Source organism: Streptomyces sp. ISL-99, assembly GCF_018614005.1.
Taxonomy (GTDB): Bacteria; Actinomycetota; Actinomycetes; order Streptomycetales; family Streptomycetaceae; genus Streptomyces; species Streptomyces flavidovirens.
Map to the genome: position 1 here is coordinate 30,306 of NZ_JAGGPC010000032.1, position 14,859 is coordinate 45,164.

Below are 14,859 nucleotides of genomic sequence, written 5' to 3' on the forward strand. Positions count from 1 at the left end.
GACCCCTTGCCACCTGCCAACTTGACGCAGCACCTAGCTCGTAGTAACGAGCTGATCAAACGTTGAAGCGGAATGTTTGGTACAGAGCTCCCACCTGCGGAAACGTGGTTTCTGGGGTGCCCATCCCAGCACCATCCCAGCACGGGAGTTCTATCCCAGCACCATGCAGCTCAGTCGCCTCACCGGCCGCCCCTTGACCCGTCGCCTGGGTGCTGACGCCGGATCCGGTCGGCGCCTCAGCCGGGTCCGCCTCAGTGAGGGGTGCCGGCCGCATCGCGTTCTGCAGGACCGTACGACAGCGGCCCCAGGCGCTCGGCAGCAGATGCCCGTAGATGTCGATCGTGGTCTTGACTGACCGGTGGCCCAGCCAGCGTGAGACCTCGTGGATCGGGACGCCGTGGGCCAAGGCGGTCGAGGCGAAGAAGTGCCGCAGGCTGCCGGGTGTGTATGTCGCCTTGCCGTCCGGGCCGACCAGTCCGGCCGACTGGCACGCTTTTTTGAAGTGGTAGCCGTAGGTGGACGCGGTGGGCATCGTGCCTTTGCCGTGGGACCGCGGGGAGAAGAAGGCTTCAAGCCTGCGCCGCTTGCCCCTCTGCCCTATGAAGATCACGGGCACCGGCTTCCACGTCGACAGGTGAGCGTCCATCTCCTGATCAACAAAGAGGGCGGTCGGGACGTCGCGGTATTCACCTTCCGTCCGATTTTTGAGCGGTACGAAGACCGTGCGGCAGTCCGCACGGTGGGCCATGGCGCTGACCTGCCAACGGATCCTGACGAATCCGGACCGTCGACATTCGGTGGAGAAGGCGAGGGCCTCGCTTGGGCGCTGGCCAGTGCCCGCCTGCAAATAGACCGCGAGCCGGTATTGCGGCGATATATTCGCCGCAATCAGATCGACCTCCGTCGGCGTCGGGATGTCATCTTCATCCGCTGCTGCCGGCCTCGCTCGGGATATCCGGGCCCCTCGTGCGGGGTTGTCCGGGATCTGTTTGTCGACTACGGCCGCCTCCAGCATGGCGGCCACCACGAGCATGCGATCGTTGACCGTGGAAGCCGCCAGGCCCGCACCCGATCCGTGCAGACTCTTGGCGAACTGTTCGAAGTCGCGGCGCGCCAGACTGGTCAGAGTCCTATGTCCCAGGCGCGGCACGAGGTGGTTGCGAATGAAGCCCTCGTAGTTGCGGCGAGTCGTGTCACCGATGGCTCGCCGCTCGACCCAGTCCTGTGCCCAAACCTGCAGGCGCACGGCTCCCCGAGCGGGGTCCAGGAGAGTGCCCGACTTCTTGGCGTTCTCGACGTGGACGACATAGGCATCCGCACCGTCCAGGCCAACTCTCCGAGAGAACGACTTCTCCCGTTGCCGGCCCCGCCTGCCGCCCGGCTCCCGATATCGCACTGTCCACCTGTGGCCGCACCTTGGGCGTTCGCAGGGATAGCTCGGGTCCCGGACATCCCGCTTGCACTTCTGGAAAACGCTGGCCACCCACGCCTCCTCTGCTCGTGCCGAGAGCGAGGCAGGCCGCTGTATCGCTCTCCCTGCGGCACACCAGCCCACGGCCATCCGCGTCAGCGATCCGTCCAGACCGGCGCGTGCTCCGCTTAGGGACCTCACCGCTGCGGCCACCGTCCGCCGAGCGCAGTCCTCCCTGATTCGCCCCGCACCCGAAACCGTGCTCCCTCTAATCAAGACAGGCAAGGAGAAATTGACCAAACCACCCCTTGCGGTGAATGTGTAGTCCCGCTTGTGCACGCCCCGGGCCAAAGGGGAAGTTCGGCGCGCCCTTCACCCAGCCGTGGAGGGACCATCCGCCTCCCGCCCCAACTGACGGGCGGCGGCGGGTGGCAAAGCGCCCCGGTCGGCCGGAACGGGATCTTCGGAGCGAGTGCTCGCTTCTCGCTGGCAGATCCTCGATCCGGAAGCAGGCTGAGGGACTGAGGGACGCGGGTCCTGAGAGGGGCGTCGAGCGCGTAGGTTGCCTGCACTCGACCCTCGATCGGCATACATGATTCGGACATCACCGGCAGACGGCCCTGCCGCGGCCTGGGTGAGAGATGGATCCCAGGCCAGCAGGCTGCCCGGGTTCTGGCGCCACGATCCACTCATTCGGACATCCCGGCCAGTGGAGGATCCGGGCAGCAGCCTGGAGCCCAGGGCCGTACGATGCAGGCGCAGGGGCCCGCTGATTTGGGTATACCTCTTCTAACAGGCAGTCCACATCGGAGGGTGACAGGCGTATGGCGGCGAACGCCGATCACCTGAAAGCTCTGGTGCGGGCGCACTCCGAAGCCAACGACGATCTCTTCTACAGCGTCGCTCTGCAGGTGGCGGCGAAGTCCGCCCGCCAGGGGCAGGGGAAGTTCGCGGTAGAGCTGCGTGAGCTGGTCGAGACCGCCCAACACCGGCAGGGGAAGCCCGACACCCAGCGTGCCGCTACCCCGGTGGTGCAGCCCCGTGGTGAGCTGACCAGTCTCCTGACGGCAGGCTACCCGGACACCCAGCTCGACGACATGACTCTGGACGCCGGACTGCGTGCCTCGCTGGACCGCGTGCTGCACGAGCAACGACAGCGAGCACGGCTGGAGCGCTTCGGCTTTACCCCGGTGCACCGCATTCTGCTGTCCGGGCCTCCTGGGACGGGCAAGAGCATGACGGCAGCGGCCCTGGCCGGAGAGCTGAAACTGCCCCTGTTCACCATTCGCCTGGACGGTCTGATCAGCCGGTTCATGGGCGAGACCGCCGCCAAACTTCGTCTGGTCTTCGACGCCGTGGCTCAGACCCGAGCGGTCTACCTGTTCGACGAGTTCGACGCTCTGGGAGCCGAACGGGCAGCAGGCAACGACGTCGGCGAAGCCCGCAGGATCCTGAACTCATTTCTGCTGTTCCTTGATGAGGCGCCCTCCGAGAGTCTCGTGGTGGCCGGCACCAACCACCACCAGCTTCTGGACCAGGCTCTGTTCCGCCGCTTCGACATGATCGCCACCTATGGCCCTCCCACCGGGGAGGAAGCTGTACAGGTGCTGCAGCGACGTCTAGCCGGAATGGACACAAGCACACTACGGTGGGGCCTCGTGACAGAACGTGCATCGGGCCTGAGTCACGCCGAGCTGGTCAAAGCGGCGGAAGCAGCAGCCAAACGAGCCATCCTGGCTGACCGGGACGTGGTGGACGAGCAGCTGCTGCTGGAAGCCCTGAGCGAGCGGCACGCCTCCCACCATGCCTGAGCCCGACTCTTCCGCACGGCTCAGTCCGCACCTGATCGTGCCCTGGGAGGCCGCCACCCTCACGCCGCGCTCCGAGGCTGCCGGCGGGAGCGGTCCGGACCTGGTTCAGCACACGGACCGGCAGGGGCACACCGACGCTTTGGTGGACGGGCTGGAGAAGGCCCGCCGTGAGGCGACCCAGCTCATGCAGCAGACGCCCGAGGACCGTCAGCCTGACGGTTTCGCGGTGCGTATCGAGGCGGCTCGCGACCATCCCCTGAGCCTGGAGCGCCTGGACGCATCTGGCCTGACCCTCATGAGCAGCCACCCGCAGACCGAGAACACTCAGCAGGACGCGCTGGTCTGGATCCCCTTCGACAAAGTCGCCTCGTTCACCCAGCAGATCGCCGACTTCACGGATAACACCCCCGGCGGCAACCCTAAACAGGCCCTGCTGGTGGCCAATATGGAACAGGTCCAGCGGGCTCTGCTGGAGCACCTCTGGCAGGAGCGGCAGGATCTGCCGCCGTTGGACGAGGAGCGGTGGTGGGAGTTGTGGTTCGATCCGCGGATCTCGCCGACGGCGGTTGCCACCTTGCGTTCCCTGGCCGAAGAACGTCGCTGGCGGGTCAGTGAACGGGCGATCCATGTCGGGGAACGCCTGGTGGCGCACGTCGCGACGACCGGTAACGAGCTGGCGTTCCTGTTGGCCACGAACGCCTGCCCTGCTGAGATCCGCAGTCCTACCTTCGCCGAGGGCCTCTACACCGTTGACCGCGAGTTCCGCGTGGACCTTGTCAAGGATCTCGCCGCGCGAATCGAGCCGGCCGCACCGGAGTCCCCGGCGGTATGCATCCTGGACACAGGGATAGCCCAGGAGCACGCCCTGCTGAAGCCCGCGTTGCACGAGCGCGCCTACAGCGTGCTCCCTGGCAGCACACCGGCCGACCGGATCGGGCACGGCACGCAGATGGCCGGGCTCGCCCTCTTCGGGGACTTCGCCGCAGCCCTTGAATCACAAGGTCCCGTCGTGCTCGGTCACGGCCTTGAGTCCGTGAAGATCCTCAACGACGCTCACACACCCGACGCGTCCCCGCGCACCTGTGCGGAGACGACCGCGAACGCGGTCGCGACCGCTGAGATCGGCAACGGCGGCCCCGCACCGTCCGGACGGGTCTTCTCGATGGCCGTCACCCGGGAGTCCGGGGAAGGGGAGAACGGCGTAGACGGCACCGCGACCCTGTGGTCAGCCACCCTGGACGCCCTGGCAGCAGGCACGGACGTCACCGTCCGGGACGACCGGATCGAGCTGATCGGAGCGCCCGATCCTGAAGCATCACGTCTGATCATCGTCAGCGCCGGCAACATCCGCGGTGCCGTGCCCCACCAGATGCGCCGCGACGACGGCACGCTGGATCCGCTGCTTCTGTCCGACCTGTCGCGCATCGAGGAACCCGCCCAGGCGCACAACGTACTCACCGTCGGGGCGTGCACGCATCTGGACGCCGTCCCCGATTCCGCTCTCTTCCGGGGATACCGTGCGCTGGCGGCGCCGGGCGCCCTGTCCCCCTTCAGCCGGACCTCGGTGGCGCTGACAAACGCGGCCATCACCAAGCCCGACATCGTTCTGGAGGGCGGCAACATGCTCGTCGCCCCTGACGACAGCGTCCTGGACGCCCACGATCTGGTGAGCGTGGCGACCACCCACCACGACCCGGCGCGTCAGCTGACCTGGACGAACGCCACGAGCGCTGCCACGGCCCAGGCGGCTGCGCTCGCCGCCACGGCGATGAGCGCCTACCCCGGGCTGCGGCAGGAGACGGTTCGCGCCCTTCTCGTCCACGAAGCCCAGTGGACCCCGGCCATGGTCGAGCAGGGCCTGTTCAAGAAGACCGGCACCCCCAAACTCGCCAAGGGCGACGTGATGCGACAGGTGATCCGCCGGTACGGATGGGGCATGCCCACCGCCGAACGTATCCGCAGCAGCGCCTCGAACGCCGTCACAATGATCATCCAGAACACCCTGGTGCCCTACAAGGTCAAGGGCGGACAGGTTCGCCTGGCCGAACTCAAGCTGCACGAGCTGCCGTGGCCCCTGGAACAACTGCGCGACCTGGCCGAAACCACCGTCGACCTGCGCGTCACGCTCGCCTACATGATCGAGCCCAATCCCGGCCGGCGCGGCATGCTCGGCCGCTTCAGCTACGCCTCGCACGGCCTGCGCTTCGCCATCAAGGGCTCCGCCGAATCCAGCGACTCCTTCCAGAGGCGACTGGTCGAACAGGCCGAACACGAGAGCGACGGCCTTGGCAACCCCAGGGCATTCGAGTCCAACAGCAGGTGGCTGGTCGGCCCCCGCGCCCGCAATCTCGGCTCCCTGCACGCGGACATCTGGCGCGGATCGGCGGCCGAACTCGCCGACTGCGGCACGCTCGCCGTCTACCCCGTCGGAGGCTGGTGGAAGGCGAACAGGCGCAACGACCGCATCGGCCTGCCCGTCAGCTACGCCCTCCTGATCTCCCTGCGCACACCAGAGGTCTCCACCGACCTGTATACGCCCATCGCCACCCAGCTCGGCGTGTCGATCGGAGTGGCTCCACACGCCCAGACCGAAATTATGGACGGCATCCCCATTCAGATGGAATTCGGCTGGTAGCTCCCCAGGCGGGTTCATCTGTGACACCGAGCCCCGCCCCTCGACGTGAGGCCCCGGCCCGACGCCGCAGCTTCGGTTCATCGTCGGCAGATAACCAGAACGCTCGAAGTTGCGCCACAGCAAAGCGGGAGAGCCCGTGGGCATCGGCGCCCGGGCGCTATCGGGCGAGGAAGGCGCGTACGGTTTTGCCGTCCGCCTGGCGGTTCACAGTGGTGGCGCGGGCGAGGCGGTTGACCATGGGCCAGCCGAAGCCCCCGGCGCCGCCGTTCAGGTCAGGGGTGCGCATGCGGGGCACCTGCGGGCTACGGTCGCGCACGGCCACCTCGACGCTGTCTGGGTGAGCGATCAGCTCCAGCGTGCAGGCGCCACCGCCATGACGCAGGGCGTTGGTGACGAGCTCCGAGACGACCAGGACCACGGTGTCGGCCGCCTCGGCTTCAATCGCCGGTACGAGCCCGTCGAGAAAGCCCCGGGTGCTCTCGCGTGCGCCGGCGACGGACGTCGCGGAGTGGAGGGGTGAGACATTGACGCTCATCGTGTCCATCAGGTCTCCCTGGTCTCTGGATCGTCAATGCTTCCTGTGCGTCCGGGGCTTGTGCCCCGGCTGCGGCGCGTCAACCCGGTTCATCCCCAGCCTCCATCACTGTTCGAGGTCGATTACCTCGCCGTCGAACATGGGGAAATCTGTGTCAGCTGGAGTAGACATTGACCAGTGCCGTGGTTATGGTTTCTCTCGTAACCGAGATCAACACGGCTTGGCAGGGACGAACTGCCGGGCAGTAGTACCGCAGTTGTAGTTCGCAGGACGGTTCGGTGGTGGAGTTCCGAAGTCAGGGTTGTTGCAGGACGGCGACGGGACTGACGACCGAACTGGATGGCCCGCAGTGATCAGGGGCCGTCGTGAGCAGTACCGCAGTTCGGTAGGTGCAGTTCGCAGTACCCAGCAGTGAAGGAAGTGAGCAGCACCTCGGTGAAGGCGTCGGCTGCGGGCGCGCGCACCGGGAGGTTCGGCAGTGGGGTTCTAAGCCAGAGCAGACGCAGGACGGGCGACGGGGCTGGCTGCCGAAGAGTGGCGCTGTCGCAGGCCACAGAGCAGTTCGCATCACCAGCAGTAGTAAGTGATCGATCCCAGAGGGAAGAACGGAGGAGCCAGGCGCCATCAGGATCGCCCGGGCGGAAGTCTTGAGCCCGGGTACCGCAGGACATCGATAGTGAGGTGGTCTCCGGTCGAGCAACCGCGATCCCCGCAAATCCGACAGCATCTTGGTCGGGTCTGCGGAAACAGAAGGTCGGCGCAGTATCAGGGCCGGCAGATGGTGTAGCAGTTCCTTCGGGGCCCTGGTGCCAATGGCACCAGGGCCCCTCCAGCGTGTTCCACAGAGAGGTGAGATGACAGCAGACGACTCGTTCGGCCGCCTTGACGACGGCTACCCCGTCTGCCTCCTGCGCGTCCGGGACGCTGACGCGCCAGTCGGTCACCTTCGGCTACCGGAACTGGAACGGGACCTGGCAGTGCAGGAGCTTCTGGTGCGATGAGATGCCCGCGCGCATCTCTGTGCGTGGCCGACCGGCACGAGGGCGGATCGGTGGAGATGGTCGTGGGAGCCACCAGCGGCACCGCCAACACCTGCAACTACGGGGACGTCGAGTTCTACCGGATCGGTGAGTGATTCTCTGGGCTCAGCCCCAGGCTTTCGCCCGCGCGCGCAACAGGTGGTGCCTGCCGGCGGTGGGGAGTCGATGCGGCGGACCATGGAACCGCGGCCCTCGCCACCCCTGTCGTCCGGGGCATGGGTTCACTGCGCGCCTCGGATGAACAGGCGACCGGTAGGCGGAGGACGCCCCTTCGCCGCCTCGCGGCGGTGAAGTGGCCCCAGTCCATCCGAGGTTTCACCCTGCCGAGGTGCGCGGGCCGTGCCATTCGCAGAACAGGACGGTGGCGTCGTCCTCCAGTCGTCCCTGGTGGTAGTCCATGACGGCGTGCATGAGACGGCGCAGCGTTTCGTCGAGGGGGAGGTTGTCGGCTTGATGGCGGATGATGAAGTCGGTGAAGCGTTCCACGCCGAACTCGCGGCCGTCGGTGTCGCGGGCTTCGGTGATGCCGTCGGTGAACAGCAGCAGCCGGTCGCCGGGCTCCAGCTGTTCGGTGCTCTGCTGGATCGGCAGATTGAATCCGCTGCCCATCGGCCCGGCGGGCGGGCAGTGCAGCGTGCTGGCCCAGCGGCCGCCGCGGATCAGCACTGGTAGCAGGTGACCGCGGTTGACCCAGCTGAATTTTCCGGTGTCCAGCTCGAGGTCGGCGAGGATGCCGGTGGCGTAGCGGCTGTGTCCGAACTGCTCGATGAGGGTGTCCTCGATGGCCGCGCTGGCGTCGGGGATGGTGGCGCCGGCGCGGCGGTGGCTGCGGCAGGTGGCCATGGCCAGGGCCGCGGTCAGGCCGGCAGAGGTGTCGTGGCCCATGGCGTCGAAGACCGCGAGGTGCAGGACATCCTCGGCCACCGCGTACTCGAAGGCGTCCCCGGCCACCTCGTAGGCGGGTTCCATGAAGGCGCTGACCGTGACCCGCCGGTCGGAGAACGTCCGCGGCGGCATCATGCTCCACTGCAGTTCCGCCGGTATCCCCATCGGCCGGACGCGGGTCAGCCGGGCGTGGGAGTCGCTGTTGGCCCGCTTCGAGGTCAGCAGCAGCCCGGCCATCGACGCCAGCGCCCGCATGACTTCCTCATCGGGTCGGCCCCCGTCCTCGTCGCCAGGGTCGACGTGCAGGACCCCCAAGCGTTCAGCGCCGTCCCGTACCGGCACCCAGCACGCCCCGCCACGGGCCGGCGCCGTGATCTCAGCCGTCTGGTAGGTGCGGCCGGGCAGTGTGCCCTCGATCGCGTACTCCTCGCCGCCCTTGCCGGCGCTCAGACCGAGGCCGGTGACCTCGCGCAGCACCTCCTCCTGGAGATCCGCCACGAACAGCCGTGCCCCGCCCACACCGGCTTCCTTCGCGGCCGTGTCGAGAAGGAGGGGCACCTGCTCGAACGGCGCCGAATGGCTGGCTGCCAACAGGCCGGTCAGTGCTCGCGCCAAGCCGAGCGCTGTCACGCCCGTCTCCGCAGCCCAGACTCCAGCCCGCCGCCGACATATTCCTCTTCTGCCATGACCCATCCCCACCAGCGCACGACCACACAGGCCCGCGAATAGACACACGCATACGCCACCGGGAACCACGGGACCCAAGCCCGAAGAAACAACACCGGCACGCCCACCCGGGACCCCTCGACGAGGGGCCGGCCAGGACAGCGGTCCCCGCAAGTCTCCCACCTGCCGGCAGGAGACGTGTATGAGACGTACGGGCCTTCGGCTCGGCGCACCGCAGCCAAGGGAGACGACGGCAGGGTGCGTCACCGTAAGGCTGGTGGCGTCCCTGTGGGCCCGGTACCGGTTGGGCAAAGGCTCTTGGAGTTTCCGACGGTCGTGCGGTGCTTCCGGGCACCCGCACCCGTGGTGATCGTCGCGGCGGCGCGACGACGCCCTGATCGTCCAGATGAGCGGAGCTGAGGATTGTGGACGCGGTGGGACCTCTCGCACGCTCCGCCCGGTGCCAGCAGGCGGAGTGACGGCCTCACGTTCGCGGCCGGCTCGAGGACGGCAACGTCGAGCGCAGAACTGGAGACCACCCGCTCAGGAGCAGAGCCGACGACCACCAGGACCAGGTCCATCGTCCGGCCGATGGGTTCCCTGTCCGGGCCAATTGCCCTCGCCAACAAGGGGCCGCCGGGGCTGTCCGTGGTGACGGATTCGACGGTGGTGCCGGTGATGACCTCCACCCCGTGGGCGCGGAGTTCGGCGTGCACCAGGGCCCCGAGTACAGGATCGACCGTGGGCAGCGCCTGGGGCAGCGTCTCGATCTGGGTGACAGCGTTGCCGCGGGTGGTCAGCGCCTCGGCCATCTCCAAACCGATGTATCCGGCGCCGATCACCACGGCCGTGGCCCGCCGCCGCTCCTCGATGCTCCGCATGACCTCGAAGGTGTCGCCCATGCTGTGCAGCAGGTGGACGGCGTCATGCGGCCCGAGAGCGCCGGAACCCGTGAGGCCGCTTGATCGGCGGCCGGGCACTGACCGCGCCGGTCCCCACGATCAGGGTGTCGTAGGGAGCAGTTCCGTGCGGCCGTCGCGCTTGCGCGGAGCGACCCGCCGCCCGGATACGTCGATGGAGGTGGCCCGGGTATTCGTACGGACCTCCATCCCGGTGGCCTTGAGATCGTCGGCCGTGCGGTGGACCAGGTCGGTCCACCGCACGGCCTCACCCGACACGTAGTCCGGGTTGCCGCAGATGGAGAAGTTCGGGTAGGCGTCGGCCACTACGACGGTGACTTCGCTGTCCGGATCGAGCTCCCGGGCACGCAGGCCGGCACTGATGCCCGCGTCACTCCCACCGATCGCCACGATGCGCTCCGGTCACCAGGGCCTCCAGGAGCGGGCGTCGTCGTACGAATTGGAGCAGAGCACAGGACCGCATGCCTGTCCGGCACCGTGAAACTGCTGCCGGGCGGGCATGTGGTCAGCCGATGACGTCGCCGAGGTCGCGTTCGAGCGCGGCCTTCGGCTTCGCACCGACGATGGTCTTGGTGACCTCGCCGCCGATGTAGAGGTTCATCGTCGGGATGGACATGACGCCGTACTTGGCCGCCGTGGCCGGGTTCTCGTCGATGTTGAGCTTGACGATCTCGATCTTCCCGCCGTGCTCAGCGGCGATCGCCTCCAACGAGGGAGCGAGCTGGCGGCACGGGCCGCACCAGGCCGCCCAGAAGTCCACCAGCACGGGCTTGTCGCTCGTGAGGACATCGGCTTCGAACGAGTCGTCGGTAACGTTCTTGAGAGCCATGGCGGCCTCCTTGGTACGGGGGTGGTCAGACCGCGGCCGGTGTCTTGTCCGGCTCGGCGCTCTGGGTGGTGTCGGTGAGGGCGGCGAGGTAGCGCTCGGCATCCAGGGCAGCCGCGCAGCCGGAACCCGCGGCGGTGATGGCCTGCCGGTAGGTGTGGTCGACGACGTCACCGGCGGCGAAGACGCCGGGGACGTTCGTGCGGGTCGACGGTGCCTCGACCTGGAGGTAGCCCTCCTCGTCCAGCTCCAGCTGACCCTTGAAGAGTTCGCTGCGCGGGTCGTGGCCGATCGCGATGAACAGCCCGGTGACGGCGAGGTCGCGGGTCTCACCGGTGAGGACATTGCGGAGCGTCAGGCCGGAGAGCATGCCGCCCTCGTCCTTGATCTCGGCGATCTCGCTGTCGAAGGCGAAGGAGATCTTGTCGTCGGCGAAGGCGCGGTTCTGCATGACCTGGGAGGCCCGCAGCGTGGAGCGGCGGTGCACGACGGTGACGGACTTCGCGAAGCGCGTGAGGAAGGTGGCCTCCTCCATCGCGGTGTCGCCGCCTCCGACCACGACGATGTCGCGGTCGCGGAAGAAGAAGCCGTCGCAGGTGGCGCACCAGGACACGCCACGTCCGGAGAGCTCGTCCTCGCGCGGCAGGCCGAGCTTGCGGTAACCGGAGCCGGTCGCGACGATCACGGCCTTCGCGCGGTGGACGGCGCCCGCCGAGTCGGTGACCTCCTTGATGTCACCGGTGAGGTCGACGGAGACGATGTCGTCGTCGATCATCTCGGCGCCGAAGCGTTCGGCCTGCGCCCGCATGTCCTCCATGAGCTGGGGACCCTGGACGCCTTCGGGGAAGCCGGGGAAGTTCTCGACCTCGGTCGTCGTGGTCAGCGAGCCACCGACGAAGATCGCGCCTCCGAAGACCAGCGGCTTGAGGTCGGCGCGCGCCGTGTACAGGGCGGCGGTGTATCCGGCGGGGCCGGAGCCTATGACGATGACGTTCCGGATGTCGTTGCTCATGACGCGGGCTCCGGCGCGATCTCCTTGATAAGGCCCTCGACCATGACCTTGATCTCGTCACGGATCGGGCGTACGGCCGCGACGCCCTGGCCGGCGGGGTCTTCGAGCTTCCAGTCGAGGTAGCGCTTGCCGGGGAAGACGGGGCAGGTGTCGCCGCAGCCCATCGTGATGCAGACGTCGGACTCCTTGACCGCGTCCACGGTGAGGATCTTGGGAGTCTCGGCGGAGATGTCGATGCCGACCTCGGCCATGGCCTCGACAGCGGCGGGGTTGACCGCGTCGCCCGGGTTGGAGCCGGCGGAGCGGACCTCGACCCGGTCTCCGGCAAGGTGGGTCAGCCACGCGGCGGCCATCTGGGAGCGGCCGGCGTTGTGGACACAGACGAACAGCACAGAGGGCTTCTCGGACATCGGGGTCTCTCTTGTCTCACGAACGAGTCAGGCGCAAGTGACATCAGCACCCGGTGGCGTCAGCAACCACTGATGTGACAGTATCAGCACATGATGACGTCAGTCGACACTGAACTGATCCGGGTACTGGGCGATCCGCTCCGGCTCCAGATCGTGACCCTGCTCGCCCGCGAGACTCTGTGCACCAGCCACTTGGTGGAGGAGACCGGTGCCCGGCAGACCAACCTCTCCAACCACCTGAGAGTCCTGCGCGAGGCCGGGGTCGTGGAGACCGAACCGTGCGGGCGCTTCACGTACTACAAGCTCCGCCCGGACGTCATCGCCCAGCTCGCCGGCCAGTTCGCCGACCTGGCCGAGTCCGCCCGTACCGCCGCCGAGAACAAGAGGGCCTGTCCGTGACCCCCACGCAAGCACCCGCGACGACCGAGGAGTCCTCGGTCGTCCAGAAGCTGTCCACCCTGGACCGCTTCCTCGCCGTCTGGATCCTCCTGGCCATGGCCCTCGGCCTCGGCCTCGGCCGTTTGATCCCCGGCTTGAACGACGCACTGGCGAAGGTGGAAATAGGCGGCATCTCCCTGCCGATCGCCGTCGGCCTGCTGATCATGATGTATCCGGTGCTCGCCAAGGTCCGGTACGACAAGCTCGACGCGGTCACCGGTGACCGTAAGCTGATGGTCTCTTCGCTGGTCATCAACTGGATCATCGGCCCGGCCGTCATGTTCGCGCTGGCGTGGATCTTCCTGCCGGACCTGCCCGAGTACCGCACCGGCCTGATCATCGTCGGCCTGGCCCGCTGCATCGCCATGGTCATCATCTGGAACGACCTCGCCTGCGGCGACCGTGAGGCCGCCGCCGTCCTCGTGGCCCTGAACTCGGTCTTCCAGGTCATCGCGTTCGGCCTGCTCGGCTGGCTCTACCTCGACCTGCTGCCCGGCTGGCTCGGCCTGGGCGAGGGCGAGACGCTCCACATCTCCTTGTGGAAGATCGCCTTGAACGTCGTCATCTTCCTCGGCGTACCCCTGCTCGCCGGTTTCCTCACCCGCCGCCTGGGCGAGAAGAAGATGGGCCGCGAGTCCTACGAGGCGAAGTTCCTGCCGAAGATCGGCCCCTGGGCCCTGTACGGGCTGCTCTTCACGATCATCATCCTCTTCGCCCTGCAGGGGAAGACGATCACCTCTCAACCGCTCGACGTGGTCCGCATCGCGCTGCCGCTGCTCGTGTACTTCGCGATCATGTTCTTCGGCAGCTTCCTGATCGGCAAGGCCATCGGCCTGGCCTACGACCGCACCGCGACCCTCGCCTTCACTGCGGCCGGCAACAACTTCGAGCTGGCCATCGCCGTGGCCATCGCCACCTTCGGCGTCACCTCCGGTCAGGCGCTCTCCGGCGTCGTCGGCCCGCTGATCGAGGTCCCGGTCCTGATCGCCCTCGTCTACGTGGCTCTGGCCTGGCGTAAGAAGTTCACCCCGTCCGCGCTCACCACCAGCACCACCCAGCACTGATGCACAGCCTCGGCTCCCGCCCGCACCCCGCCGTCCACGCCCCGGCCCGCGTCGCCATTCAGCCGGTGGCGGGAGCAGCGCTGCGCAGGGATGCAGCGGGAGCCGAGACGCCCGGCGCCGGTACGGCGGTGATCTGGTGACGCGAACGGTGGATGTCGTAGTAATTGGCGGCGGCCAAGCAGGACTCGCCGCCGGCTACTACCTGCGCCGCCAGAACCTCGACTTCGTCATCCTCGATGCCCAGCCAACCCCCGGCGGCGCATGGCAGCGCACCTGGGATTCGCTCCACCTCTTCTCCCCGGCCGCATACTCCTCCCTCCCGGGCTGGCTGATGCCCGTCCAGAATGGGGCGGAGTACCCGGACGCGGACCATGTCGTCCAGTATCTGGCCGCCTACGAGGAGCGCTACGCCCTGCCCGTCCAGCGGCCGGTCCGGGCAAGGGCCGTACACCGTGTTGGTGAGCAGTTGCGGGTGGAGACGGACACGGGTGCCTGGTCCGCCCGCGCGGTCGTCTCGGCGACCGGGACCTGGTGGCGGCCCTTTCTCCCTGCCGTCCCCGGCCGCGAGATCTTCGCCGGCCGTCAGCTGCACACCGTTCAGTACCTCAGCCCTCGCGAGTTCGCAGGGCAACGGGTCATCGTTGTCGGAGGCGGCAACTCCGGCGCGCAGATCGCCGCCGACCTCGCGCCGCACACCGATCTGACCTGGGTCACCCAACGGCCCGCGCGTTTCCTGGCCGACGACATCGACGGCCGCGCACTCTTCGACGCCGCCACCGCACGCCGCCGCGCCCTGGACACCGGGGACACGGACACAGGGGGCGTCGCCTCACTGGGCGACATCGTCGCCGTCGAACCGGTCCGCGCCGCACGAGACGCCGGCCTCCTCAAGGCCCAGCCGATGTTCGCCCGCCTCACCGAGGACGGTGCGGAGTGGGCGGACGGAACGAGAGCGGAAGCCGCAGCGGTCATCTGGTGCACCGGCTTCCGCCCCGCCCTGTCTCACCTCGCCCCGCTGGGCCTGCGCGGCGATCGCGGCCACATCCCCACCCACGGCACCCGGGCGGTGGGCGAACCGCGCCTGCATCTCCTCGGCTACGGCGATTGGACGGGACCCGCCTCGGCCACGCTGATCGGCGTCGGCCGCCCCGCGCGGGACGCCGTCCGCGAGATCGCCGCCCTGGGCTGACGTCTCCCCGGGCGGAG

General features: G+C 68.0%; 14 protein-coding genes. 6 read left to right on the forward strand and 8 right to left on the reverse strand.

Annotated features, from left to right (window positions below; all coding sequences use genetic code 11):
* Window positions 1-55: 55 nt before the first annotated feature.
* Window positions 56-1,246, reverse strand: a complete 1,191-nt coding sequence (locus J7E91_RS20130; RefSeq protein WP_308376804.1) for a tyrosine-type recombinase/integrase — start codon at window positions 1,244-1,246, stop codon at window positions 56-58.
* A gap of 989 nt (window positions 1,247-2,235) precedes the next feature.
* Between J7E91_RS20130 and J7E91_RS20135 the strand changes: the two genes are divergently transcribed.
* Window positions 2,236-3,222 (forward strand): AAA family ATPase, encoded by a 987-nt coding sequence (locus J7E91_RS20135; RefSeq protein WP_214906711.1) that lies wholly within the window; start codon window positions 2,236-2,238, stop codon window positions 3,220-3,222.
* The gene (locus J7E91_RS20140; protein ID WP_214906713.1) at window positions 3,215-5,857 is read left to right on the forward strand and encodes a S8 family peptidase; all 2,643 of its coding nucleotides are present in this window, start codon (window positions 3,215-3,217) and stop codon (window positions 5,855-5,857) included. Before J7E91_RS20135 ends, J7E91_RS20140 begins: the two co-directional genes overlap by 8 nt.
* A 157-nt stretch (window positions 5,858-6,014) precedes the next feature.
* Here J7E91_RS20140 and J7E91_RS20145 read toward each other — a convergent pair whose 3' ends face one another.
* From J7E91_RS20145 to J7E91_RS20175, 7 genes are all read right to left on the reverse strand, one after another.
* Window positions 6,015-6,401 (reverse strand): ATP-binding protein, encoded by a 387-nt coding sequence (locus J7E91_RS20145; protein WP_214906715.1) that lies wholly within the window; start codon window positions 6,399-6,401, stop codon window positions 6,015-6,017.
* Between the two features lie 1,346 nt (window positions 6,402-7,747).
* Window positions 7,748-8,947 carry a PP2C family protein-serine/threonine phosphatase gene (locus J7E91_RS20150; protein ID WP_308376807.1) on the reverse strand — a complete coding sequence of 400 codons (1,200 nt, stop codon included), beginning with the start codon at window positions 8,945-8,947 and terminating at the stop codon, window positions 7,748-7,750.
* A gap of 299 nt (window positions 8,948-9,246) precedes the next feature.
* Complete coding sequence (locus J7E91_RS20155) at window positions 9,247-9,885, reverse strand: FAD/NAD(P)-binding oxidoreductase (protein WP_214906719.1); 639 nt, start codon at window positions 9,883-9,885, stop codon at window positions 9,247-9,249.
* 99 nt (window positions 9,886-9,984) lie between these two features.
* Window positions 9,985-10,293, reverse strand: a complete 309-nt coding sequence (locus J7E91_RS20160; RefSeq protein WP_214906721.1) for a hypothetical protein — start codon at window positions 10,291-10,293, stop codon at window positions 9,985-9,987.
* A gap of 115 nt (window positions 10,294-10,408) precedes the next feature.
* The gene (gene trxA, locus J7E91_RS20165) at window positions 10,409-10,732 is read right to left on the reverse strand and encodes a thioredoxin (protein ID WP_214906723.1); all 324 of its coding nucleotides are present in this window, start codon (window positions 10,730-10,732) and stop codon (window positions 10,409-10,411) included.
* A 25-nt stretch (window positions 10,733-10,757) separates the two neighbouring features.
* A complete protein-coding gene (trxB, locus tag J7E91_RS20170; RefSeq protein WP_214906725.1) occupies window positions 10,758-11,741 on the reverse strand; it encodes a thioredoxin-disulfide reductase in 984 nt (327 codons plus the stop codon).
* On the reverse strand, window positions 11,738-12,151 hold the full coding sequence (locus tag J7E91_RS20175; RefSeq protein ID WP_214906732.1) for an arsenate reductase ArsC: 414 nt from the start codon (window positions 12,149-12,151) through the stop codon (window positions 11,738-11,740). Before J7E91_RS20175 ends, trxB begins: the two co-directional genes overlap by 4 nt.
* Window positions 12,152-12,241: 90 nt before the next feature.
* Here J7E91_RS20175 and J7E91_RS20180 point away from each other — a divergent pair, with 90 nt between their 5' ends.
* From J7E91_RS20180 to J7E91_RS20195, 4 genes are read left to right on the forward strand one after another with little or no spacing between them, the layout of a single operon-like run.
* The gene (locus tag J7E91_RS20180) at window positions 12,242-12,550 is read left to right on the forward strand and encodes a helix-turn-helix transcriptional regulator (RefSeq protein WP_214906734.1); all 309 of its coding nucleotides are present in this window, start codon (window positions 12,242-12,244) and stop codon (window positions 12,548-12,550) included.
* Complete coding sequence (gene arsB, locus J7E91_RS20185; RefSeq protein ID WP_214906736.1) at window positions 12,547-13,653, forward strand: ACR3 family arsenite efflux transporter; 1,107 nt, start codon at window positions 12,547-12,549, stop codon at window positions 13,651-13,653. Before J7E91_RS20180 ends, arsB begins: the two co-directional genes overlap by 4 nt.
* Complete coding sequence (locus J7E91_RS20190; protein ID WP_214906738.1) at window positions 13,653-13,793, forward strand: hypothetical protein; 141 nt, start codon at window positions 13,653-13,655, stop codon at window positions 13,791-13,793. Before arsB ends, J7E91_RS20190 begins: the two co-directional genes overlap by 1 nt.
* A complete protein-coding gene (locus tag J7E91_RS20195) occupies window positions 13,790-14,842 on the forward strand; it encodes an ArsO family NAD(P)H-dependent flavin-containing monooxygenase (protein ID WP_308376810.1) in 1,053 nt (350 codons plus the stop codon). The genes J7E91_RS20190 and J7E91_RS20195 overlap by 4 nt, the downstream gene beginning before the upstream one ends.
* Window positions 14,843-14,859: the final 17 nt, after the last annotated feature.